Here is a 24640-nt window from a genome sequence, read left to right on the forward strand (position 1 = left end):
GCAGCTGTGCCCCGGGGCAAAAGTGGGCTGTCGATCTTCTGCAAAAAAACCGGCTTTTGCTTTTTGTTGATTACTGCTTTTTAATGATCCATATAATTAAACTGAAATATAAGTTAAATAACGTAAAAAACAGTTGTATAACTGAAATATAAGTTTTAGTTTTGGGCATGGAAGAATTGACCAAAACAGAAGAACGCGTGATGCAGGTTTTATGGCGATTGAAAAAGTGTTTTATAAAAGACCTTATCGATGCCCTGCCAGATGATCCCAAACCGCCATATAATACCATTTCCTCTGTGGTGCGGCTGCTGGAGAAAAAAGGCTATGTAGCTTTTAAAGCTTATGGCAAAACGCACGAATATTTCCCGGCAATTTCAAAATCTGATTATCGGAAAGCTTCTTTTAAGAAGGTTTTTTCGGGATATTTTGACAATTCTGCCGAATCACTTTTTTCTTTTATGCTGAAAGAAGAAAAACTGAGCGAAGAAGATCTGGACAAAATCAAAGCCATCATCAACAAAAACGAAGAAAAATGAAAGCGGTGGTTTACCTGTTGCAGGTTTCGGCCTGCAGCGCAATTTTCTATCTGTTTTATTTCCTGCTGCTGCGGAAACTTACTTTTTTCACGCTCAACAGATGGTTTTTGCTGACAACGGTTTTGCTAAGTTTTCTGATCCCGGCCATTTCGCTGCCGGTTGACCGCGGGCAGCCGCATATCGTTATCGTGCAGCAGGCGGTCAATGTGAACACTTTGCAATTCTCATCGGCAGAAAAAACAATTGTCCGGGTAAAAACAGCACCGAAAACTTTTGATTACCTACTGTTTTTAAGGGTAATTTATTGGATTGTGGTAATTGGTTTGTCCGTTAAGCTGATTGTTACTTTGATCCGGTTTTTTAGAAAACTCAAAGGCAAGCAAACGGTCAAATCCGGTCGTATAAATATCATCCAAAGTCAAAGTGAATTCCCAAACGGTTCATTTTTAAATTACATTTTTCTCAACGGTCAGGATTTGTCTGCGGATGAATTGCAGCAGATCATTACCCACGAAATGCTGCACGTACAATTGGCACATTCCGTTGATCGGGTCCTGATCAAAATCGCGCAGATTTTGCTTTGGTTCAATCCTTTTATTTATTTCTATGCAAAATCCGCAGAAGAAAACCACGAATTTGAGGTGGACCGCGCGCTCACAAATGCTACCGACAAACGAAGCTATGCCAACCTGCTGCTGCATCTTTCGGTGGCTGGCGGTGGCACGCTTTACCACAGTTTTAGTAAAGTACCACTTAAAAAACGTATCGCCATGTTATTTAACCAACCCTCAGCAAAAATGAAAAAAGTGATTTATGTATTGATCTTACCGGTGGTATTGATCAGTTGCCTGGCTTTTGCCAAATTGAAAAGCAATAAAACAGACAATAAGTATCTTAAAAAGACAGAAAAAGCAGACAAAAGCCCAATGGTTTTAAAAGATCAGTTTTATACACGTTTAAGATTAAAAGATGGAAAAGGGCGGGATTATGATAAAGTGATTGTTCAAACGAAGGAAAATAATGGGCGGAGTACCTACTCAAATATAAAAGTTGACGGTAAAGCTGTTTTTTTAATTGATAAAAAGCCTTATACCGAAGAGCAGATCAAAAATATGCCAGGTTCGGTTATTGCAAAATTATTTTTAGATGGTTCTTTTTTTGGTAAAAAACAGGCAGCTTTTCCGGCTGATATAGCAAGATACAACGCTATATTTATTTTGCACACCAAAAAAAGTGCTGATACCACAAAATATCGCCAGAAACTTAAACGTACACCGGAACAAATAAAAGGCAAAGCAGATAAGATACCCAACCATCCTTTCTTATTCGAAGTAAAAAAAGGCCATCGGTTCCCTGAACCTTTTAAACTTAAAGATCAGGACAAAAAATCGACCTTCAAAGTTACTAAACTATCCTATCTTGCTCCAAAGAATATACTTACACAGTTAAAGAACGATCAAAATAACTCTTATGTATCTGTAGGTAAAATAATCAACATGAATACTTTTCAAAAGGAACAGGATAGGGTTTTTAAATTTCTTTCTGCGATGTTCCCTAATGTTGAAAAAAAGCATATTATTTTTAAGGTTGATACTACACAACAAAAAAATGCTTGCACTGTAATTATGGACGTGTGGTTTGGCAAGTGATCGCAGCAATCTTCTTTTATCACCATAAAATTCAATACTTGATAAGAAATACCAGATATTTGGGCCAGAACTAAGCTGCTTAAATGTCTTTAATTGATTTTTTTTCGCCTGTGGATGCCGGGCGTTTGCTGCCCGAAAACGGCTTTAACAATGGCCGTTTGGGCACTTGTATTACTGTTTTTACCGATACTTTCCCGGATTTGGAAAACCAAAAACCTGATCTGGCCATCATCGGCGTGCTCGAAGACCGCAATGCAGACGGAAATTCCGGCTGCGCTTTGGGCCCGGATTATATCCGCGAAAAATTATATCAATTGTTTGAAGGAAGTTACAAAACCAAAATTAACGATCTGGGCAACATCCGCCGCGGCGAAACGGTGGTTGACACTTTTATCGCCCTAAAAACAGTAGTGGCCGAACTGATCAAAAAAGATATTTTACCGGTCATCATCGGCGGCAGTCAGGATTTGACCTATGCCCAATACCTGGCTTACGAAGTGCTGGGGCAAAAGGTCGATCTGGTGGTTGTGGATGCCAAACTGGACATGGACGATGACCATTTCCCGGGAACGATTGAAACCACTTCTGCAGCTTACCTCAACAAGATATTTATGCACGAGCCGGATATGCTGTTCAACTTCAGCAACCTCGGTTATCAAACGTATTTTGTAAACCAGGAGCGGCTGCAAATGATGGAAAAGCTGTTTTTTGATGTGCACCGTTTGGGCAGTTTAAGCGGGAAAATCCAGCTGACAGAACCTGTAATCCGCAACGCCAGCATGATTAGTTTTGATGTCGGGGCGGTTCGTTCTTCGGATGCGCAGGCTAATTTTAACGCCGTGCCGAATGGTTTTTATGGCGAAGAAGCCTGCCAGGTTTGCCGTTATGCCGGATTTAACGATAAACTCACGTCGATCGGTTTTTATGAATTTAACCCCGCTTATGACAGCAACGGGCAAACGGCGATGTTGCTGGCGCAGATGATCTGGTATTTTATTGACGGTTTTTATAATCGGAAAAAAGACTTTCCGGTTCACCCGAAATCACAATATCTGATCTATAAAACGAGTTTAAAGCATAAAGAACACGAACTGGTTTTTGTAAAAAGCAAAAAATCCGAACGCTGGTGGATGCAGATACCTTATCCAACGGGCGGCTCTAAAAACGAGCGTTATCATTGGGTTCCCTGCCATTATGATGATTATTTGCTGGCAGTTTCCGGCGAAATGCCCGATCTTTGGTGGCGCACTTATCAAAAATTAATCTGATATTTATATTACGTTATACTTCTTTTATCACCTAAAAAACAACATGAAAAAAATACTTTTTATAATGCTGTCGGCCTCGCCGTTTCTGGCTACTGCACAAACTGCTAATTATGATATAAAAGGGAAAATAGGAAACCTTAACCAGCCTGCTAGGGCTTATTTGATCCATCGCGATCAGGGGAAAAACATCACTGATTCTGTTGTTTTGACAGCCGGAAATTTTGAGTTTAAAGGAAATATTGCATCGCCAACACAAGCATTGTTACTGCTTGACCATGCTGGGGCTGGGCTTCAAAGTTTGGGCAGAGGAGCAGATGTGCTGAATATTTATATCGAAAACGGAACGATTGCAATCAACGGAAAAGACTCGGTAAAAACAGCAAAAATCATCGGTTCTAAATTAAACGATGACAACGCAAAACTGGCCGCGGCCATTAAGCCGGTGCTGGATAAAGCGCAGGTTTTGAACAACGATTATCAGAAAGCCACAGAAGCAGACCGCCCGAAACTGGCCGAAAAATTTACCGCACTGCAAACCGAGCAAAAGGCGGTTTTGAAAACTTTTATCCAGCAAAACCCGCAATCGCTGGTTAGTTTGGATGCCTTGCGCGCTTTTGGTGGCCCATCGCCAAGTTACAGCGAAGTGATGCCGCTTTATGGCACTTTGTCCCCGGCGATACAAAACAGCAATAATGGCAAAGATTACAAAGCCTCTATTGAAAAACTGAAAGCAACGGCAGTAGGCTCTGTTGCGCCGGATTTTACACAGAATGACCCAGCCGGAAAACCCATCAGCCTGTCATCATTTAAAGGAAAATACGTGCTGCTGGATTTCTGGGCTTCCTGGTGCGGCCCTTGTCGGCAAGAAAACCCGAACGTGGTAAAAGCTTACAATGAGTATAAAAATAAAAACTTTACGATTTTGAGCGTTTCCTTAGATCGGCCAAACGGTAAAAATGCCTGGTTGCAAGCTATTAAAGATGATGGTTTGGCCTGGAACCACGTTTCTGACCTTCAATTTTGGAACAATGAGGTTGCAAAATTATACAGTGTCCAATCAATCCCCGGCAACTTTCTGATTGACCCAACCGGAAAAATTGTAGCCAAAGATTTGCGTGGTGAAGAACTGGAGCAAAAGCTGGCACAAGTGCTGAAATAACAAATTTAGGTTGATAAAAGAAGCATTGGATATATAATTGATACGATGCTTCTTTTATCAACTATTTTTCGTCTGCCGATGGCCCGTATAATCCCGGAACCGGCAGATCATTCAGCCTTAAATAAACGGTTAACTGGCCACGATGATGAATAAAGTGGTTCATCACGATAAAACGCAAAACGTTAATACGCGGCATATCAAAAATAATATGGTTGCCGTGCTGTAGTTTCCAGTTGGCCAATAACGTTTCATCCGAAGCACTTTCCAGCGCGGCCAAAGCATTGGCCACGTGCTTTTTGTGGTTTTGCAGAAGTTCTGCCTGTGTTGCCGCAGGTATCGGCCGATTGTCAGGAACGGAAAAATCCATATTTTCTTGTTGGATAATCGGTGTAATCCAGGAGGTTAGCTGTGCAACATGATTGGCCAGGGCACCAATGCTCATGCTTTTTTCGTGCGGTTTCCAGCCAAATTTTTCATCAGGGATACGTTCAAAAATCCGTTCGGTTAAAGCGGATTCGCGTTTTAATTCTTGTATAAATGCTTCGTTTAAGGCCATTTTTATTGTTTTAAGTTGGATTTTTGTTTGATGGAAATTAGCAAGGTGATACTTCTTTTATCGGGTAAAATTTCAGATCAGGTCAAAACCAATGTCTTTCCTAAATTGCATACCGTCAAAATAAATCCGGGCAGCATCCAAAGTAGCTTGTTGCAAAGCGTTAAACATCGTATCCTGTAAGCTGGTTATGGCCAAAACACGGCCGCCGACTGTTTTAATTTCGCCGTTTTCCAGCTTGGTCCCGGCCTGAAAAACCATGGACCCGCGCACATTTTCAATCCCTGTTATGGTTCTGTTCTTAAGATATTCGCCGGGATAGCCGCCAGCCACCATCATTACGGTTGCCGCAATTTGATCGGAAATTTTAAGGTTGATCTGATCCAGATTGCCTGATGCTGTGGCTTGTAAAATTTCTACCAGATCATTCTCAATCCGCGGTAAAACCGATTCCGTTTCCGGGTCGCCCATGCGGCAATTATACTCGATTACGTAAGGTTCGCCGCCGCAGTTCATCAAGCCGATAAAAATAAAACCGACATACGGAATATTTGCATTTTGCAAACCCTGCATGGTTGGTTTTACAATGCGCTCCTCAACTTTGGCCATAAAAGTAGCATCCGCAAATGGCACCGGCGAAACAGAACCCATGCCGCCAGTATTTAAACCGGTATCGCCCTCGCCAATGCGTTTGTAGTCTTTAGCTTCGGGCAAAATTTTGTAGTTTTTGCCGTCCGTAAGCACAAAAACAGACAATTCTATGCCTTGCAAAAACTCCTCAACAACAACTTTTTTACTGGCGGCACCAAATTTGGCATCACGCAGCATGGCCGTTAATTCCTGTTGTGCTTCTTCCCAACCGGTGCAGATCAAAACGCCTTTTCCCGCGGCCAAACCATCGGCTTTTAACACAATAGGCAAACCATGTGTGGCCAGGTAAGCCAAACCTTCGTCCAGCGTTTCGGGTGTAAATGTTTTGGAAGCAGCCGTTGGGATGCTGTTTTTAAACATAAATTCTTTGGAAAAATCCTTGCTGCCTTCCAATTGTGCGGCTTGCTTTTGCGGACCGATCACAGGAATGTTTTTGAGCGATCCATCCGCCAGGAAAAAATCATGGATGCCGTTTACCAGCGGTTCTTCCGGGCCAACCAAAACCAGATCAATGCTGTTTTTATGCACTAAATTTTTGATCCCTTCAAAATCATTTACGTTGAGATCAACGTTTTGGCCATAAATACCGGTTCCGGCGTTACCAGGCGCAATAAATAATTGATCGCATTTCGGGCTTTGCGATAATTTCCAGGCAAAAGCACTTTCTCTTCCGCCGGACCCGAGAAGCAGGATGTTCATTCGGTAAAGATAGAATTTGCAGGAGTGTTTTGTAGCCAAGCTACAATAAATCTGTTATTAATCCGTAATTTTACCTGCCATTTTGGCCTCGGCCAGCGGTGGCGTAATTGTTGCAAACGAAGAATTTTATCTTAAGATCAAATACATGTTGGGATTTATCAGTAAGCTTTTCGGTAATAAATCGGAGCGGGACGTTAAAGGCGTGCAGCCTTTGGTAGAAAAAATAAAGGCAGAATTTGCCAAGCTGGAGCAGATCAGTAATGATGAGTTGCGCGCAAAAACCATCGATTTCAAAGCCCGGATCAGTGCAGGCTTAGAAAAAACCGATGCCGAAATCAAAGCCGCAAAAGAGGAAGCAGAAAACGATTCTTCTATCGAAGTAAACCGCAAAGTGGAACTTTACGGTGAAATTGATAAGCTGGAAAAAGACCGCAACAAAGAGCTTGAAGTTATTTTGATGGAGATTTTGCCGGAAGCTTTTGCCGTGGTAAAAGAAACAGCGCGCCGCCTGGCCAATAATAAAACGCTGGAAGTTACGGCCACAGATTTCGATCGGGAACTGGCAGCTCATAAAAAGAACGTTTTGATTTCGGGCGATAAAGCCATTCACCACAACTCCTGGCTGGCTGCCGGAAACGAAGTAACGTGGAACATGGTACATTATGATGTGCAGCTGATTGGCGGTATCGTTTTGCACGAAGGAAAAATTGCCGAAATGGCAACAGGTGAAGGTAAAACGCTGGTGGCAACATTACCTGCTTACCTGAATGCCCTGGCCGGGCAAGGCGTGCACATCGTTACCGTGAATGATTATCTGGCCCGTCGGGACAGTGAATGGATGGGCCCATTGTATGAGTTTCATGGCTTGTCGGTAGATTGTATAGATCGCCATGAGCCAAACTCCGAAGAACGCAGAAATGCTTATTTAGCAGATATTACCTTTGGCACCAACAACGAATTTGGTTTTGATTACCTGCGTGACAACATGACACGCAGCCCTGAAGAACTGGTACAGCGCAAACTGCATTACGCGATGGTGGATGAGGTGGATTCGGTTTTAATTGATGACGCCCGTACGCCGCTGATAATTTCTGGGCCGGTTCCGCGTGGTGATGAGCATGAGTTTTATGATTTGAAACCACGTATTGAACGTTTGGTAAACGTACAGAAAGCGTACATAACCACCAAGCTGAATGAAGCCAAAAAGCAAATTGCGGAAGGAAAATCCGGTGTGGATGAAGGCGGTTTGGCATTGTTGCGGGCACATCGCGGTTTACCAAAAAACAAAGCTTTGATCAAGTTTTTGAGCGAGCAGAACATCAAACCGGTGCTCAACAAAACCGAAAACTATTACATGCAGGATCAGAATAAAGAAATGCCCAAAGTGGATGAGGAGCTTTATTTTGTAATTGATGAAAAAAACAACTCGGTAGAACTGACCGAAAAAGGGATTGAACTGATCACCACTTCCGGTGAAGATCCGCACTTTTTTGTAATGCCGGACGTGGGTACGGAAGTTGCCGAAATTGAAAAATCAAGTTTTTCTGCAGAAGAAAAAGTAGCTAAAAAAGATGAGTTGATGCGCGATTTTTCCATCAAATCAGAACGTATCCATTCTGTAAACCAGTTGCTTAAAGCTTATACTTTGTTTGAGCGCGATACCGAATACATTTTGGATGATGGAAAAGTAAAGATCGTGGATGAGCAAACCGGCCGTGTTTTAGATGGCCGTCGTTATTCTGATGGTTTGCACCAGGCTATTGAAGCCAAAGAAAATGTGAAGGTGGAAGATGCCTCGCAAACTTTTGCAACAGTTACGCTGCAAAACTATTTTAGAATGTATCACAAATTGTGCGGTATGACGGGTACAGCAGTTACCGAAGCCGGTGAATTCTGGGAAATATACAAGCTGGACGTGGTAGAAATACCGACCAATACACCTGCAAGCCGTGCTGATCGTCAGGATTTGGTTTACCGGACCATGCGCGAAAAATACAATGCCGTTGCCGATGAAATTGTAACGTTAACGCAAGCTGGCCGACCGGTTTTGGTGGGTACAACTTCCGTAGAAATATCTGAATTATTAAGCCGGATGTTGAAATTGCGTGGCATTAAACATAACGTTTTGAACGCCAAAATGCACCAGAAAGAAGCGGATATTGTTGCTGAAGCCGGTAAAACCGGAACCGTAACCATTGCCACCAATATGGCTGGCCGTGGTACAGATATTAAGCTGGGCGAAGGAGTAAAAGATGCCGGTGGTTTGGCCATTGTGGGCACAGAACGCCATGAATCCCGCCGGGTTGACCGGCAGTTGCGCGGTCGTTCCGGTCGTCAGGGTGATCCGGGTTCTTCGCAGTTTTTCGTTTCGCTGGAAGATGATCTGATGCGTTTGTTCGGTTCCGAACGGATTTCGGGACTGATGGTAAAAATGGGCATTGAGGATGGTGAAGTAATCCAGCATTCCATGATCACCAAATCTATCGAACGCGCACAGAAAAAAGTAGAAGAGAACAACTTTGGCATCCGTAAACGTTTGCTGGAGTATGATGACGTGATGAACTCGCAGCGTACCGTTATCTACACGCGCCGTAAAAATGCGTTGTTTGGCGAACGGCTGGATGTTGATTTGAACAATACCATTTTTGATGTAACAGAAGATGTGGTAACCGAGTTTAAAGACGCCAACAACTATGAAGGTTTTCAGTTGGAGATGATCCGTTTGTTTTCAGTTGATACAGCAATTACAGCCGAAGATTTTACCGCTAAAAACAGTATGGCATTGGTTGAAACGGCTTTCCACGAGATTACGGATTTTTATAAACGCAAATCAGAGGCGATTGCCAAACAGGCTTATCCAGTTTTGAAAGATGTTTATGATACGCGCGGCAACATGATCGAAAACATTATTGTGCCTTTTACAGATGGTGTTCATGGCATTCAAGTTGCTGTCCCGTTGCAAAAAGCAGTGGAAAACAATGGTCAGGAAGTATTGAAATCCTTCGAGAAAAACGTGGTTTTGACCTTTATTGATGATGCCTGGAAAGAACATTTGCGCGAAATGGACGAGCTGAAGCAATCAGTACAAAACGCCGTTTACGAGCAGAAAGACCCGTTGCTGGTTTACAAGTTTGAAGCTTTTGAATTGTTCCGCCAGATGCTGGCCAGTGTAAACAAGGAAATTGTAAGTTTCCTGTTTAAAGGAGGCATTCCGGTACAGCAGCAACCGGAAGAAATCCGTGAAGCAAGGCCGGAGCCAAAGCTGGATATGCGGCAGATGCGCGTTTCTAAACCGCAATTGGTACACGAAACCAACGGCGTGCCGGATGAAGACACACGCGAACTGCAAAAACCAACGCCTGTAAAAGTGGAGCAGAAAATTGGCAGAAATGATCCCTGCCCTTGCGGAAGCGGTAAAAAATACAAAAACTGCCACGGTGTAGGTTCAGCATAAATTATTCTGGATGACACACCAAAATTTATACCCTAAAAGAAGCATCCGGGCAACACCAGTCTGGATGCTTCTTTTATCAATGTTTTTTCTGACTGTAAAATCCTCCGCACAAATACGCGGGGAAGTTGAGGTAATCAAAGACCCGCGGATTGATTCGATCATTGCACACCGTTTAATCGATATAAAATCCCCGTTAGGAAAAATCGGAAACAGTTCTGGTTATGGCTATCGTGTACAGTTTTTCATCAGCCCAAAACGCAATGAAATTTATGCAAAACAGGCTGCTTTTAATGAGCTTTATCCTGATTTGCGCACCTATATTATTTATCGCGAACCTAATTACAAGCTCAAAGCCGGTGATTTCAGGACTCGGTTGGAAGCACAAAAACTGATGCGCGATATCCGGCCGCAGTTTCCAACGTTGTTTTTGCTTTCCGAAAAAATCAATCTACCTAAACCCGACGCTGCTGATGCTAAAAACTAAAATAAAAGAACTTGCCAAAAATATACATCAGGAAGTAATCGCCAGCCGCAGGCATCTGCACCAAAACCCCGAACTTTCTTTTGAAGAAGAAAATACGCGGGTTTACGTGGCAGGCAAGCTGGATGAACTTGGGATTTCGTATGAACGCATGGCCGGAAATGGTTTGGTTGCTTTGCTGCAGGGCGAAAAACCATCAAACCAAGTGGTAGCTTTGCGAGGCGATATGGACGCGCTGCCGATTTTAGAAACCAATGATGTGCCTTATAAATCGCAAAACCCGGGTGTGATGCACGCTTGCGGCCATGATGTGCACACGTCGTCTTTGCTGGGCACGGCGCATATCTTAAATCAGTTGAAAGCTAAATTTGGCGGAACGGTAAAATTTATTTTTCAGCCTGCGGAAGAGAAACTGCCCGGCGGCGCAAGTTTGATGATTGCAGAAGGCGTACTGGAAAACCCGAAGCCGCAAGCCGTAATCGGCCAGCACGTAATGCCGCTGATTGATGCCGGAAAAGTTGGTTTTCGTGCCGGAAAATACATGGCTTCTACCGATGAACTGTATGTTACCGTAAAAGGAAAAGGCGGCCACGGCGCGCAGCCACAGCAAAATATTGACCCGGTAATTATTACGGCGCATATTTTAACGGCTCTGCAACAGGTAGTTAGCCGTTTTGCTGATCCGAAATCGCCCTCTGTTTTATCTTTTGGGAAAGTAATTGCTAATGGTGCAACGAACGTAATCCCAAATGAAGTTTACTTGGAAGGAACATTCCGGACGATGGATGAAAACTGGCGGCAGGAAGCACACGTCCGCATGAAACAAATGGCGGAAGGCATGGCCGAAAGTATGGGTGCCACATGTGATTTTGAGATCAGAAAGGGCTATCCGTTTTTGATCAATGAAGAAAAACTAACCGCTAATGTCCGGGCTTTTGCAGAAGATTATTTAGGAAAAGAAAACGTTTTGGATCTGGATTTGTGGATGGCCGCTGAAGATTTTGCCTATTATTCGCAAGTGGCCGATGCCTGTTTTTACCGATTGGGAACGCGCAATGAAGCACGCGGAATCGTATCTTCTGTACATACACCAACTTTTGATGTGGACGAAAGTTCGCTGGAAGTAAGTACCGGTTTAATGGCTTATCTTGCTTTAAAACAGTTGGGCAATTAAGCCGATACTGTTTTTATCGGTATAAATTTGTCCCGTCGTTTTATCTTTTTTATGGAAGGAAGAAACCCTCATTAAATTTCAACATCTAAATAAAATTTCCCCCTTTGCATAAAGATCAAAAATTAAAATTTACTTGGTAAAAACACTTGTGACATTTGTGATTTTCCAGCCATCGCTGCATTCGTTCATCGTTACATAATTAACGCGAACAAAAGTTGGATATTTCATTTCTACTTTTATCAAAACATAACTGCCGCGGGTTTCTAAAATATCAAATTTTGTAGTGCAATTTTGCTGTACGCCACGCAAAGTTTCCATTTGGTTTAGCAATTGTTTTTTGTTTATGCTGATGATCTGGTTGCCGCGCATTAGGTCAAACCTGGCGTTATCGGCAATAATATCCGCCAAACCATCACATAAACCGCGTGCATCGGCATCAATAAATGCGGTGATAGAAAAAGTTATGCTAAAAGAAGCATGTGTTTTTGGCTTATCTGCCTTGGCAGTTCCGAACAAAAGCAAGAAGCCGATAAAAATGGTTGATTTTAATGTTTTCATAATTGTTATTTTTAAAAAGTTTGAATAGTTACTTGTAAAATTGGGTACAACGATCATTCAATTATATTGCTGACTTGGAACTTCTCAACTGCTGGTTTGGGTTTTATTATTCTAAACTTCATGCGGCAAATCCTCCGCAGAAAGTTTAAAAAATACACACTCAAAATAATATCAATATAATCTTCCAATAAGTTGATAAAGTAAAACAGAAGAACTAAGCTAATAGGATCAATCAGCATGATAAATTACTTTATATTAGATAGTTAAGTTAATGTTTGTGACTGATTAAGTTTGCAAGTGCAGTATTTCCCAACGCATGGTTATTGCTTAAAACAGTGGTCAAAACGCCATCAAGCATCTTACGTATCCGTTTTCTGGAACTGTTTAATACTTTGCTGTTGTAATCTTCCTGGTAAAGCAATTGCTGGTTTGTGTTGTAAAATTTTACCGTTTGTTTTTTTGGGGAAGCGGTATTACTTTCAATCACCCAGCAACCCTGGGTTAGTTCTGTTTTTTGCTGAGCCTGTGCAGCCAATCCTGTACTTAACAGAATCATAATGAGTAATCTTTTCATTTTTACCTGTACAATCCTTGTGGATCATGAATGTAAAGTTCTGATGAAAAGCAGCCGGATTTAACCGTTGTAAAACGGTATTTGCATACGTGCTGATACGCATTTTTTTAAAGTAACCACGCAGGGAAAAACAATTGGTTTATTTTGATTTGTTGGGATTAGCTGCCTTTTTAGGATTGCTTATCCTTACTTTTACAAGTATTATTTTAATTATTGATGAAGTATATCGGCCTTTCCATACTGTTTTTATGTTGCTTAAATAATGCTTTCAGCCAGCAGATCAACCGTTTCAATCCGGATACGGTCAAAACCATTGTAATTGATTCTGCCGTGGCAACTATCCGTGGCCGAAGCGGCTTAAATGCACAGGATTTTATTGACCAAATTTTGCGCGACACCAGCTTTTATGAAGCCTTCCGCAACATGAAAAAGTATGCTTTTACAGCCGAAAACCGGATTTATACATATGATAAAAATGATCGGGTGAATGGTAAAATCTATCGGAAATTAAAGCACAGCAATGTGGCCGGCGCGCACAAAATTCAGTATTTGGCCAAGCGCGACAGCGGACAGGTTTTTAAACGCAACGGCAAATACGAGCTTTATACCACCGAAATGTTTGATTACATTTTTATGAACGCTTACAATTCTGATTTTGTAAAAGGCGGCGATTCCCCAAATTCAGGAGGCAAAAATGAATCTTATAAAGACAAGTTAAAAACCCTCATTTTCAGTCCGGGACGGCCGGTCAGCGGTATTCCTTTTATCAGTAAAAAAACAGAAATTTTCTCGCCGCAAATGCGTAATTATTATCGTTATGATTTTGCAAAAGGTACTTATTTAGATTCGATCCCGGTTTATCGTTTTAAAGTAACCCAGCGCCCAAGTTTAAATTCAGATCAAAAAGACGAAGTGATGATCAAAGAGTTGACAACCATTTTTGATCAGCGTGATTTTCAGATACTTGGCCGTTATGTTGATATGAAATTTAAAAATTTTGTGATGGATTTTAACGTGCAGATGAACATTGAACTAAACCGTTTTGACGGCGAACTGCTCCCGACTAAAATTACTTATCAGGGCAATTGGGACGTGCCTTTTCATAAAGAAGAACGTGCAAGTTTCTTGGTTTTGCACAAAGATTATCATTTAGAAAAGTAAAATTTCAGGTTAAAGTTTTTTCCATCAGCCAATCACATTGCTTATCATTCCCAAGTTTAAAATCCATTTCCCCGGTTTTTACAAATCCCCAATCCAAATAAAAGTTGATTGCTTTTTGGTTGTGTTCCCAAACGCCCAGCCATAGTTTTTCAGCTTGATTTTTTCGGGAGAAATCAATGGCAAATTGCATCAAACCTGCACCAACTTTTTGATTATGATAAAGTTTGGAAACATACAATCTTGAAAGTTCTGCTGATTTTATGCCGGTAAAAGAAGCATCCGTCAATATCAGTTTCATACAACCAACGGGCATACTGTTTTTAGTGGCATAAAAACAGTATGTGTTTAGATCAGCTAATTCTTGTTGAATCTTTTCAATTGCAAAACTCTCTTCCAGATACAATTTCATATCTTCTGCAGAATTAGACTCAGCAAAAGTTTCTTTAAATAAAGCTGCACCAAACTTTGCAAATCCGACAGCTTCTTCGATAGTTACTTGGCGGATGGAAACTTCCGGATTCATAGGTTATTTATTAACACACCCCTAACCCCTCTCAAGAGGGGAAGCATAGTTTAATACCTTGTAGTTTATAGAGGTCTGCAAGCGATTTCCCCCTCTTGAGAGGGGTTAGGGGTGTGTTGTTTATGCGTTTCGATTCAACCTAAAACGCTGCATTTTTTGGAAAACGCGGGAAAGGGATCACGTCGCGGATGTTGCCCATTCCTGTTACAAATTGTACCAATCGCTCAAAACCTAAACCAAAACCTGCGTGTTCGCAGGCACCAAAACGGCGCGTGTCCAAATACCAATCCAGTTCTTCTTTCGGGATATTCATCTCATCCATGCGTTGTTCCAGCTTGTCCAAACGTTCTTCCCGCTGTGATCCGCCAACCATTTCGCCGATTCCGGGAAATAAAATATCCATTGCCCGAACGGTTTTTCGCCCTTCTGCGTCCGGTTCGTTCTGGCGCATATAAAAAGCTTTGATCGCGGCCGGATAATCCGTTAAAATCACTGGTTTTTTAAAGTGTTTTTCAACTAAATAACGCTCATGTTCTGATTGCAGATCCGCGCCCCAGCCTTCAATTAAATATGTAAATTTCTTCTTTTTGTTTTGAGAAGAATTTTTGAGGATTTCAATTGCTTCGGTATAAGTCAGCCGTTCAAAATCGTTGTCCAAACAAAATTGCAGCTTCTCCAGCAAAGTCATTTCCGAGCGTTCCTGCTGCGGTTTTTGCTTTTCTTCTTCGGCTAAACGTTGCGCTAAAAATTCCAGGTCGTCAGTATTTTTTTCCAATGCTTCTTTTATCACCTGTTTTAGCAATTCTTCGGCTAAATCAGCATTATCGTCCAAATTATAAAAAGCCATTTCCGGCTCGATCATCCAAAATTCTGCCAAATGTCGCGTGGTGTTAGAATTTTCTGCACGGAAAGTTGGACCGAAAGTATAAATATCACTCAAAGCCATTGCGCCCAATTCGCCTTCCAACTGACCGGAAACCGTTAAGTTAGTTGCTTTTCCGAAGAAATCTGCTGTGAAATCAATTTCTCCTTCTGCTGTTTTCGGCACATTATTTAAGTCGAAATTAGTCACGTGGAACGTCTCGCCTGCGCCTTCTGCATCCGAAGCGGTAATAATTGGCGTGTTCAAATACACAAATCCGCGCTCCTGGAAAAACTGGTGCACAGCAAAAGCCAAGGTATTTCTCACCCTAAAAACAGCACCGAAAGTATTGGTACGAAAACGTAAATGCGCAATTTCACGCAGAAATTCCAAGCTGTGTTTTTTGGGCTGAAGCGGATATTTTTCCGGATCAGAATCGCCCAGAATTTCGATTGATGCTGCTTTTAGCTCTACTTTTTGGCCTTTTCCCAACGAAGCAACAACTTGTCCGGTTACGCTGATGGCCGCGCCGGTTGTTATGCTTTTTAAAATTGCCGGATCGGTATTTTCAAAATCAACAACAATTTGCAAATTTAGGTTGGTTGAGCCATCATTTAAAGCAATAAACTGGTTGTTGCGGAAAGTGCGCACCCAGCCTTTTACGGTAGTTTCAAATCCGGTTTCCGCGCTTTGCAAAAGCGATTTGATTTTTGTTCGCTGCCTCATATCAATAAAGTATTTTTTGGAGCCGCGAAAATACAATTATTTAAGCACTGCCGGATTTTAAGGATTGTATTTTGAAAAACTGCAAAACTTAATCCTGATAAACAGAAAGTTTTTGGCAGGTTCAGTCATTTGCAACCAGCTTTGGTTAAAGTTAATGTTTATTTAACTTTGATTTAAAGCGTATTTTAATGCTTCTTTTATCACCTAAAATTTAGTGGTTTTGCGTTTTTTAAATCGGGAATGATTGTAAAAAAGCAAAATTCAGGTGATAAAAGAAGCATTGCGTTTTTTGTTTACTCCAGTTACGTCCGGTTGTATGATTCCTGTTTTCAGGCTATTTAAAAAAAAGTTTAGCTTGATAAATTTGTTTTGATAGGATTATCGGTACAAAATTTACCAGTAACTTAACTTTTGGGGAAAGGCATGTCAGATGATTTCATTTTTTCCAGCCGTTTGTAGTTATAAACGCCCAAATAGGCAAAACCGATGCCCAGCAATGATAAAATGGCTGCCACGCCCCACTTTCCGCCAACTTTGTACAGTGCCCACTCGATGGTTGTAACGGATATATAACTTCCCATTATCTCGGCCATATTGAGTTCATGCCAGCGATACCAGGCCAGGTAACACAGGCCGGCACCAAAAATCAAACAAAAAACCAGTGAAGGCCAGGTACGCCTGGAGTGTTTGCCATAATATTCGTAATCAGCGTAAGGGTTGCCAAACTGCGGTTTCGCCTTATTGTATCCTTCAAATGCCATAATTTAATATTTTTTGTAAAGATGCCCGTTTCGGTATAAACTCCATACCATCCCGTATTGTACTGGCTGGCTAACGTAAGTGAACATATCTGCCGCTTGTGCCTGGCTGATGGAAAACCCGATTTGCCCCTGCTCATAAGCATCATTGTTTAAAGGCACCTCGTCCCATTCTTTCATTTTTTTTATATCGGTGATATGTACTTTGGATGGGTTGAAATAAATACTGTCGCCACGGCTGCCCGCTACCCTGAAATAAGTATAATAAGTATGTGTGCCATCGGTGTGCGTAATTTGAAATATGTCTCCTTTGCGAGGGTTTGAGATGGCCTCTTTGATCAAAACCTGGTTGTTTTCCTGCTTTTGCTGACCGGTTTTTATAAAAAGAAAGGCAATGCCAACAATTAAAGCTATCAAAAGCGGGAATACCAGCAGCCCGCGATACAAGCGGCCGGGTGTTTTAAGGTCTTGCTTTAAAGTGCGGAAACTGCTGTCCATTTCATCCGTCCATTTTACTTTCGGTACGTATTGGTTACAGTGCCCGCAAAAAGCCACTGCGTATTTAGACGAAGGCGCAACCGGCCCCAGCGTCCACATATATTTTTGCATAATACTTATTTGCAAGTGGCCTCCTGTGTTACAAACTGGGCAAATAATTTGAGGAACAGCTTCGGTTTTATAATGATGCGTACGTACCTGATAGTAAAGAAACATGTATCGGAATTTTAAAAAACTTCTGCCGATTTAACTGTTATGCTTATTTTTTGTTTAGGGTTGAAGTAAGAAATAAGTTATTTTAATATTTACCATAAAACAATTGATATGTTTATTATTTGGAGAGGTTACGGTTTTTTAGTCCCCATCATTACTATTGTAGTGGGTGGCTTGGTTAGCGGTGTTACCAGTGTCATCTTTAATCGTGTGCCGCTGTTAGGGATGTGTTTAGGCACTTTAGCTTCGGCCGCTGTTATTTGGTTTGTTGGCAACAAGTTAAATAATCCTGCAAAAGCAAGGGTCATGATTGATAAGCAAACCGGCCAGGAGTTCTTACTCAAGCAAAACCACTCCCTGTTTTTTATCAAAATGCAATACTGGGCATATCCGATTGCTTTGATCGGCATTATTTTGCTTGTTACGATGGTGATATCCAGGTAATAAACAACTGCGGCATAAAAACAAAAATGTAATAGGCGTTAATCTGGTTCAACCTCTTTTAAAACAACAGTGCAGATACTTCTTTTACCACCTAAAATTTGGTGGTTTTCAGCAGGTTTTCATCGGCCATAAAAGCTAAATATAAAAGCAAAATTTACCGGTATAAAAGAAGCATTGTAAACTTGTCAACCGTAATTTAAACAAGCCCTTATTTACCATGCTTAAAACTTGCGGCAATTTCTGCAAGGGTTTTATTTCTTACGGTATATTTCTTATCTATTACTATTTTCCCCTGCTGAAGTACATCCATACTGTAAGTTCCCGGCAGGGTTCCCTTTTTGTAAATCGGGCCATAAGCTTTGCCTTCATAATAAACATATTGTCCAAAATAGTCTGGCATCCCACCGGGTTTATCGGTTAGCAAACTCATAAAAAAACGCTTGTCAAGTGGTCGTTTGGTGTAAAGGTTACCGGCAATCTTGTTCATGTAAGCACTGCTTTCGTTATCCTGGGCCCGGCTGTCTTCCCGAACGAGTTGCCGGTTATCTTTTACCTGTTCAATATACAACTGATCGTCCTTTTTTATATAAATAAACGACCGCTTATGATCGGCCTGGGCTATATCCTCCAAATTGTAAAGCTGATAGTTTATAACATCTTCTACTTTACCGTTTGTATTGATGATTTCGGCTTTCCTTCCGTTTTTGTTGTAACTGAGCCGAACCTGATAACGGCTTTGCGAGCTTTGGACCAGATAACCTTGTTCAGTAGGCGTTACCTTAATAAATTCTCCATAATTTACTGCAAACAAACCAAGCGTAAAGTAAACCGTCTGGCCGCCTTTAATGGCATGGACAAGTTCTGCACTGCCGCCTTCGCCCTTCATCTCAATTGGGCTGACGGTTATGCCGCTTGTTAAAATGCCGTTGGTAAACGTGTTTTTTGAATCTAAAGTAGTCCAGGCCTCCTGGGTATCTTCCCGGCTTGCAACCGTATTGTACTGATCGTTATAAATTTGCCCTAACCGCACGCCAGCCTGATAAAAGCTATAGATCATCCAATCCAGCTGCGCACCGTCCTCCTTAAAAAAACCGCTGTACCGCTTTCCATCTTTGTAATCGCCGATCAGGTAATCACCATTTTTTGGGTCATGGAAAATAAAGCTTTTATCAGCCTCTGTTTTTAAAGAATCCGGAACATGCAAGTTAAGGTTGAGTTCTTTTACCAGCTTGTTTTGCGCGTTGAAGCAATTGTAGCATAGCGCATAACCTTTAGACAGTCCATAATCTTTACGGCACCGGTAATTGCTTTTTTGACCGGAGATAATATTATGATCGTTTAAATAAAGTTCTTCATTTTGCGCGTACATCATGGCAGGAATAAATAATAACAGTACAGTAAATTTTAGCATAACTGATTAAATGATCCTCTATTACAAGCTAACGCTGCTTATGTTTAACCAAACCCAAAACCCAAATTCAACCTAAAACCAGCGTTTGCTTTTTTGAAGGTGCGTTGTTTTTTGCGTCAGAAAGATAAACTTTTTACAATAACAACATTGGTAAAACAACTGCCGGCAATGCTGCTTCAAGCGCAATTAGCAACCGTGTAGGCACGAAGGGAAGCGGAAACAAGCGGCCATAATTTGATTTACACTAAAATTTACCTGCTAAAAATAGCATTCAGCTACAATGCGGGCGGTGCTTTTTGTTCAGGCAATTTTATAGCGGTCCAAAATGCGGTCGCCCAGGCTGGTTTCCATAAATTGCAGCGTAATGTTCATGGCGTCCAGTTTTTCGGTAATCTGGCCGATCAAATCTTCCAACTGGTTGTTCAAACCGTAATTCACCATCAAAGCGGTGTAAATTATGCCGCGGTTTGGGTCAAAACAAGTGTTCATCGAAACCACTTTATAGCCGTCAACCGCTTTTTCGTCCAGCTGTAGCTCCAGGTCACCGGCCGAACTACAATCTAAAATGATGTAATCAATTTCCATACTTGCTAAAATAATTGTGCGGTTTGTTACGGTAATGGCTTGGTTTTGTTATCGTTTTGAAAAGAATTTTTAAGCCGGACGTGATGCTTCTTTTAGCAGGTAAAATTTAGGCCGATAAAAGAAGCATCCTGCAGCCTGAAACATAAGCCTAGTTTTGCCCAAACAATTAAACAGAAAGCCGGGTTTAGCAAGTCATGACTGAAAATGACCTTAAACCGTACATTTCTATTTTGATGCCGGTTTATAACCAGGCCGGATTTATCAACCGCGCCATTCAAAGTTTGCTCATTCAAAGTTATCAAAACTGGGAACTGATCATCATCAACGATGGTTCTGCGGATGACTTGGAAAGCGTGATTTCCGATTATGTTGATCATCCGCAGATCAGTTACTTCGCGAACAAAAAAAACAAAGGTTTGGGTGCCGCGCTTAATCAGGGTTTGCAAAAAGCGCAGCATCATTTAATTGCTTATTTGCCTGCGGATGATGTTTTTTACAACGATCACTTGCAATCTTTGGTTGATAAACTAAATGAAACCCCGGAAAACATATTGGCTTTTTCCAGCATCCGCCATCATTATAACCGTTATACCGATGGAAAACTGGAAGGTTTTTGGCTGCAATTGGTGCAATGCATCCACAAAAAAACCAACGATCTTTGGGTGGAACGTGCAGAACTGGTCACCGATGATCTCGACCGCATGTTCTGGGATAAAATAGCCCTAAAAGGAGCATTTGCCGCAACCGGAAAAATCAGTTGCGAATGGGTCGATCATCCGCAGCAGCGATACAAAATTATCCGGGAACCGCTTGGCGGCATCAATCCGTACAAATTATATTATGGTGTAAACCAGCCGCTACATTACCACACCACGATGGGGAATTTGATCGATGAAATTGGTTTTTACCAGCCTTTCCGGCATCAGCATAAACCAGATCCGCAAGGGTTGAAAATTGTAATTGTAGGCGAATTGGCTTACAATGCCGAGCGGATTGTGGCTTTTGAGGAAGCTGGCCATCAGCTTTACGGCTTGTGGATGCGCGACCCGTACTGGTACAACACGGTTGGCCCGCTGCCTTTCGGAAACGTAGAAGATATTCCTTACGGAAACTGGCAGCAGCGTATTGCGGAGATCAAACCCGACATTATTTATGCTTTGCTGAATTGGCAGGCCGTGCCTTTTGCGCGCGAAATTATGCTGGCCGATACCGGAATCCCGTTTGTATGGCATTTTAAAGAAGGCCCGCTGATTTGCATGGAACACGGTTTATGGTCGGAATTGATTGATTTGCACACACTTTCTGATGCGCAAATTTATTCGAGCCTGGAAATGCGCGATTGGTTCCGGCAATTTTTACCTGATAAAAACAGCATGACCATGATTTTGGATGGCGATTTGCCGAAGAAAGAATGGTTTACGTCGGAACGAACGCCGCTTTTGTCGGAAAAAGACGGCGAATGGCATACGGTAGTTCCTGGTCGCCCAATTGGTTTGCATCCGCAGAACGTGGTTGATTTGGCAGAACAAAAAATCCATTTGCATTTTTATGGTGATTTTACGCACGGCCAATGGAAGGAATGGATCGTCAAAACGCAAAAAATGGCACCCGGATTTTTGCATATCCACCCAAATGTAACGCAGGAAAACTGGGTGAAAGAATTTTCACAATATGATGCAGGCTGGCTGCATTTTTTTGAAAGCAAAAACCACGGCGAATTGATGCGCGCCAATTGGGACGACCTAAACTATCCGGCGCGCATTGCCACGCTGGCGATGGCCGGTTTGCCGATGTTGCAGCGCGATAACGCCGGACAAATTGTGGCCATGCAATCGCTGGTGAAAGAGTTTGGTTTGGGTTTGTTTTTTGCAGATACTAAAGAGCTTGGCGTTCAACTCGGCAATAAAGAAAAAATGCAGCAAATCCGCCAAAATGTTTGGGAAAAACGGCTGTTGTTCTGTTTTGATGAACACGTGCCGGAACTGATTTCTTTTTTCAGAAAAGTGATGGCCGCCAAAAACCCATCCGTAAAAATCACCCAAAAAACTGCCGTAAAAACAGCATTGAATAAAATAACCAAGTTTTAAATTCAACCTAAAACAATTATTATGATCTTAAAAAGCCTGTTCGGGCAAAACCAGGAAATCCCGACTTTATTTACCTGCATGAGCGAAAATATCAATCCGCCGTTGTTTTTTGAAGACGTTCCGGAAGGCACAAAAAGCCTTATTTTATCTTTGGAAGACACTGATGCCACGCCAACGCCCTGGATACATTGGCTGCTGTTCAACATTCCGCCAACGGTAAAAACGGTTAACCAAAATCAAATTCCGGAAGGCGCAACGGAAGGTTTGGCCAACAACAAAAGCTTTGGGTACGAAGGCCCTTGTCCGAAATATTTTTCCGGTACACATCATTATTTGTTCACGCTTGTGGCATTGAACATCGTTTTGGATATCCCGAAGGAAAGCGATAAAACGGTTGTGTTTGAGAAAATGCAAGGTCATATTTTAGAAACCGCGCAACTGGTCGGTTTATGCAATGCGGATAAATTTAGCCTGTAAAAACAGTATCAGCCATCAGCAATGATTAAAAAAATAGCCATTCTGCGGGCCAATGCGCTGGGCGATTTTATCTTTATATTGCCTGCACTGCAAGCTTTGAAAGATAGTTTTTCTGGTGTGGAAATTGTGCTGCTGGGGAAACCATGGCATGAAGAATACCTGACTAATCGCCCTTGCAATGTTGATCGCGTAGTAGTCGTGCCGCCATATCCCGGCGTTGGCGCGGCTTATGATCATCAGGTTGACGAAGCTGAACTGAACCGTTTTTTTGCAGCAATGCAGGGCGAAAATTTCGATCTGGCCTTTCAGTTTCATGGCGGAGGCAAAAATTCCAACCCGTTTATGCTTCGTTTAGGGGCGAAAAAAGTGATCGGTTTAAAATCGCCCGTTGCGCCGGAAGTCGATATTTCCGTGCCCTATGTTTTGTACCACAGCGAACCGATGCGCTATCTGGAAATGGTAGCTCTGGCCGGTGCAAAAACGCTGGATATTGAACCTTGTTGGGAAACGGTTCCTGAAGATCTGGAAGAATTAAACAAAGTTTTGCCGGATCATAAAAACCAGAAAATCATCGTTTTGCATCCTGGTGCCACGGATATGCGCCGCCGCTGGCCAGCCAAAAAGTTTGCCGCAATTGCTAATGACCTGATCAAAATTGGTTTTACCATTGCCATCACCGGAACAGATTTTGAAAAAGAGGTGGTAAAAGAAGTGTGGGAAAACATCAACGCAAAATACAGTGCCCTTAATTTATGCGGCAAACTTTCGCTGGCCGGGATGACGGGTTTGCTGGCCGTTTCCAAACTGGTAATTGCCAACGATACCGGGCCAATCCATCTTGCACGTGCATTAAAAACACCTACCGTTGGTATCTTTTGGTGCAGCAATGCCATTACCGGTGCCACTTTTAGCGTAATGCAGCACCGAACGCTGATTTCGTTTATGGTTGATTGCCCTTTATGCGGACAACGGGTAATTTCGCCAACGCAAATTTTTCCGCCAAAAGGAAATTGCCGGCACCAAACCTGTTTTGTAGATGAAATTACGGAAAAACAAGTGCTGGATTCGGCACAAAACCTATTGGTTCAAACTGGAAACTGGCCGGAAAACAAATCGTTGAAGCCACTTGATTTTGTAAATTTTTATTGAGGTCCGGGCTTTAACATATTGACCGAAAAGGAATATTTTCTTTCAAACACCCTAAATTTATACCCGTAAAAACAGTATTGATTTTTGGTGAAATCTTTTGATCAGCTCAAAATAACAAATACCTCTTTTTAGACTTCAACTTTAAAAATCAACACGCACAAAAACAAAAGGTCAACGCTATTTGAAGTAAAGCATTAGTGATGAACCGGCAGCAATGGACGATAATTATTATTACAAATTCATCGAACCAGATCGATCGCTTGCCGGTTTTGTAGAGAGCTTAGGCATGTTTCATAATCAATCTGATCAGGCAAAAGAAGTTGTTGTATTGCCTGACGGAAGGATTGATTTGTTTTTTGTACAAACTGCATCAGAGGCTTTTCAGGTTATATTGATTGGATTGGAAACTGCGCCTGAACAAAGAAGCATTCCGCCAAAAACACGTGCTTTTACAATTGGGTTTAAACCGCTTGCCGCTGAGTGTATTTTACATACTTCTATCGCTGATTTGCTGAACAGTGCAAAATATCTTTCGGATGGTTTTTGGGATTTCAATCCTGATGATTTGAATGATTTTGATGCGTTTTATCAGAAAGCCTCACAAAAAATCACCTCACTTTTACCTGCAGTAATTGATGAAAGAAAACGCAAACTTTTTGAGTTGATTTATTCATCAAACGGCGAAATGAGCGTAGAAGAGCTTTCGGAAAAGGTGTTTTGGAGCAGTCGGCAAATCAATCGATATTTTAACAAGCAATTCGGGCTTTCTTTAAAAGTATTCTGTAGTATTTTACGTTTTAGGGCTTCGCTGGGGCACATTGCACAAGGTAAATTTTTTCCTGAATTAGATTTTGCCGATCAAACTCATTTTATCAAAGAAATCAAAAAGTTTTCAGGCGTTGTGCCGAAAGAATTATCCAAAAATAAAAACGACCGATTTGTACTATTATCGATTTTAAAACAACAATAATTTTGTGCGGCTAAATAAAA

23 protein-coding genes are annotated in these 24640 nt (G+C 41.8%); 13 read left to right on the forward strand and 10 right to left on the reverse strand.

The window, feature by feature from the left end; translation table 11 throughout:
- Positions 1–167 precede the first annotated feature (167 nt).
- The 4 genes from ACOFKR_RS02720 (at position 168) to ACOFKR_RS02735 (ending at position 4612) form a co-directional block, all read left to right on the forward strand.
- Positions 168–536, forward strand: coding sequence for a BlaI/MecI/CopY family transcriptional regulator (locus tag ACOFKR_RS02720; protein WP_419802499.1), 369 nt, complete (start codon positions 168–170; stop codon positions 534–536).
- Entirely contained in the window at positions 533–2185 is a 1653-nt protein-coding gene (locus tag ACOFKR_RS02725; protein WP_419802500.1) for a M56 family metallopeptidase, read from the forward strand. The genes ACOFKR_RS02720 and ACOFKR_RS02725 overlap by 4 nt, the downstream gene beginning before the upstream one ends.
- An 83-nt stretch (positions 2186–2268) precedes the next feature.
- Entirely contained in the window at positions 2269–3453 is a 1185-nt protein-coding gene (locus ACOFKR_RS02730) for a formimidoylglutamase (RefSeq protein ID WP_419802501.1), read from the forward strand.
- A 43-nt stretch (positions 3454–3496) separates the two neighbouring features.
- Entirely contained in the window at positions 3497–4612 is a 1116-nt protein-coding gene (locus ACOFKR_RS02735; RefSeq protein WP_419802502.1) for a redoxin domain-containing protein, read from the forward strand.
- A 61-nt stretch (positions 4613–4673) separates the two neighbouring features.
- On the opposite strand, the gene ACOFKR_RS02740 is transcribed toward ACOFKR_RS02735, so the two are convergent.
- Positions 4674–5168, reverse strand: a complete 495-nt coding sequence (locus ACOFKR_RS02740) for a DinB family protein (protein ID WP_419802503.1) — start codon at positions 5166–5168, stop codon at positions 4674–4676.
- Between the two features lie 72 nt (positions 5169–5240).
- Complete coding sequence (gene purD, locus ACOFKR_RS02745) at positions 5241–6515, reverse strand: phosphoribosylamine--glycine ligase (RefSeq protein ID WP_419802504.1); 1275 nt, start codon at positions 6513–6515, stop codon at positions 5241–5243.
- A gap of 145 nt (positions 6516–6660) precedes the next feature.
- On the opposite strand from purD, the gene secA reads away from it, so the two are divergent.
- From secA to ACOFKR_RS02760, 3 genes are read left to right on the forward strand one after another with little or no spacing between them, the layout of a single operon-like run.
- Positions 6661–9969 (forward strand): preprotein translocase subunit SecA, encoded by a 3309-nt coding sequence (secA, locus tag ACOFKR_RS02750; protein ID WP_419803607.1) that lies wholly within the window; start codon positions 6661–6663, stop codon positions 9967–9969.
- 10 nt (positions 9970–9979) lie between these two features.
- Complete coding sequence (locus tag ACOFKR_RS02755; RefSeq protein ID WP_419802505.1) at positions 9980–10453, forward strand: SPOR domain-containing protein; 474 nt, start codon at positions 9980–9982, stop codon at positions 10451–10453.
- Positions 10440–11624 (forward strand): M20 metallopeptidase family protein, encoded by a 1185-nt coding sequence (locus ACOFKR_RS02760; RefSeq protein ID WP_419802506.1) that lies wholly within the window; start codon positions 10440–10442, stop codon positions 11622–11624. The genes ACOFKR_RS02755 and ACOFKR_RS02760 overlap by 14 nt, the downstream gene beginning before the upstream one ends.
- Before the next feature lie 129 nt (positions 11625–11753).
- Here the strand turns inward: ACOFKR_RS02760 and ACOFKR_RS02765 are convergent, their stop codons facing one another.
- On the reverse strand, positions 11754–12182 hold the full coding sequence (locus tag ACOFKR_RS02765; RefSeq protein ID WP_419802507.1) for a hypothetical protein: 429 nt from the start codon (positions 12180–12182) through the stop codon (positions 11754–11756).
- A 268-nt stretch (positions 12183–12450) separates the two neighbouring features.
- On the reverse strand, positions 12451–12738 hold the full coding sequence (locus ACOFKR_RS02770; RefSeq protein WP_419802508.1) for a hypothetical protein: 288 nt from the start codon (positions 12736–12738) through the stop codon (positions 12451–12453).
- A gap of 234 nt (positions 12739–12972) precedes the next feature.
- Between ACOFKR_RS02770 and ACOFKR_RS02775 the strand changes: the two genes are divergently transcribed.
- Positions 12973–13917 (forward strand): hypothetical protein, encoded by a 945-nt coding sequence (locus ACOFKR_RS02775; protein ID WP_419802509.1) that lies wholly within the window; start codon positions 12973–12975, stop codon positions 13915–13917.
- Between the two features lie 4 nt (positions 13918–13921).
- Here ACOFKR_RS02775 and ACOFKR_RS02780 read toward each other — a convergent pair whose 3' ends face one another.
- The 4 genes from ACOFKR_RS02780 to ACOFKR_RS02795 all read right to left on the reverse strand — a co-directional run bounded on the left by ACOFKR_RS02780 (position 13922) and on the right by ACOFKR_RS02795 (position 17500).
- Positions 13922–14440: a GNAT family N-acetyltransferase gene (locus ACOFKR_RS02780; RefSeq protein WP_419802510.1), complete on the reverse strand. Its 519-nt coding sequence runs from the start codon at positions 14438–14440 to the stop codon at positions 13922–13924.
- Positions 14441–14579: 139 nt separating this feature from the next.
- On the reverse strand, positions 14580–16028 hold the full coding sequence (gene asnS, locus ACOFKR_RS02785; protein WP_419802511.1) for an asparagine--tRNA ligase: 1449 nt from the start codon (positions 16026–16028) through the stop codon (positions 14580–14582).
- A 404-nt stretch (positions 16029–16432) separates the two neighbouring features.
- Complete coding sequence (locus tag ACOFKR_RS02790) at positions 16433–16789, reverse strand: hypothetical protein (RefSeq protein WP_419802512.1); 357 nt, start codon at positions 16787–16789, stop codon at positions 16433–16435.
- A 3-nt stretch (positions 16790–16792) separates the two neighbouring features.
- On the reverse strand, positions 16793–17500 hold the full coding sequence (locus ACOFKR_RS02795) for a hypothetical protein (protein ID WP_419802513.1): 708 nt from the start codon (positions 17498–17500) through the stop codon (positions 16793–16795).
- A 108-nt stretch (positions 17501–17608) separates the two neighbouring features.
- Between ACOFKR_RS02795 and ACOFKR_RS02800 the strand changes: the two genes are divergently transcribed.
- On the forward strand, positions 17609–17941 hold the full coding sequence (locus ACOFKR_RS02800; protein ID WP_419802514.1) for a hypothetical protein: 333 nt from the start codon (positions 17609–17611) through the stop codon (positions 17939–17941).
- A 208-nt stretch (positions 17942–18149) separates the two neighbouring features.
- Here ACOFKR_RS02800 and ACOFKR_RS02805 read toward each other — a convergent pair whose 3' ends face one another.
- Both ACOFKR_RS02805 and ACOFKR_RS02810 read right to left on the reverse strand, forming a co-directional pair.
- Positions 18150–19313, reverse strand: a complete 1164-nt coding sequence (locus ACOFKR_RS02805) for a hypothetical protein (RefSeq protein WP_419802515.1) — start codon at positions 19311–19313, stop codon at positions 18150–18152.
- A 339-nt stretch (positions 19314–19652) separates the two neighbouring features.
- On the reverse strand, positions 19653–19937 hold the full coding sequence (locus ACOFKR_RS02810; RefSeq protein WP_419802516.1) for a hypothetical protein: 285 nt from the start codon (positions 19935–19937) through the stop codon (positions 19653–19655).
- Between the two features lie 194 nt (positions 19938–20131).
- Between ACOFKR_RS02810 and ACOFKR_RS02815 the strand changes: the two genes are divergently transcribed.
- The 4 genes from ACOFKR_RS02815 (at position 20132) to ACOFKR_RS02830 (ending at position 24620) form a co-directional block, all read left to right on the forward strand.
- Positions 20132–22024 carry a glycosyltransferase gene (locus ACOFKR_RS02815; protein ID WP_419802517.1) on the forward strand — a complete coding sequence of 631 codons (1893 nt, stop codon included), beginning with the start codon at positions 20132–20134 and terminating at the stop codon, positions 22022–22024.
- Positions 22025–22045: 21 nt separating this feature from the next.
- Complete coding sequence (locus tag ACOFKR_RS02820; RefSeq protein ID WP_419802518.1) at positions 22046–22501, forward strand: YbhB/YbcL family Raf kinase inhibitor-like protein; 456 nt, start codon at positions 22046–22048, stop codon at positions 22499–22501.
- 21 nt (positions 22502–22522) lie between these two features.
- Positions 22523–23650 carry a glycosyltransferase family 9 protein gene (locus ACOFKR_RS02825; protein ID WP_419802519.1) on the forward strand — a complete coding sequence of 376 codons (1128 nt, stop codon included), beginning with the start codon at positions 22523–22525 and terminating at the stop codon, positions 23648–23650.
- A gap of 214 nt (positions 23651–23864) precedes the next feature.
- Positions 23865–24620, forward strand: coding sequence for a helix-turn-helix domain-containing protein (locus ACOFKR_RS02830; protein WP_419802520.1), 756 nt, complete (start codon positions 23865–23867; stop codon positions 24618–24620).
- The last annotated feature ends 20 nt before the right edge of the window (positions 24621–24640 follow it).

The sequence above is a fragment of the Mucilaginibacter sp. genome (assembly GCF_965201005.1).
GTDB lineage: Bacteria > Bacteroidota > Bacteroidia > Sphingobacteriales > Sphingobacteriaceae > Mucilaginibacter_A.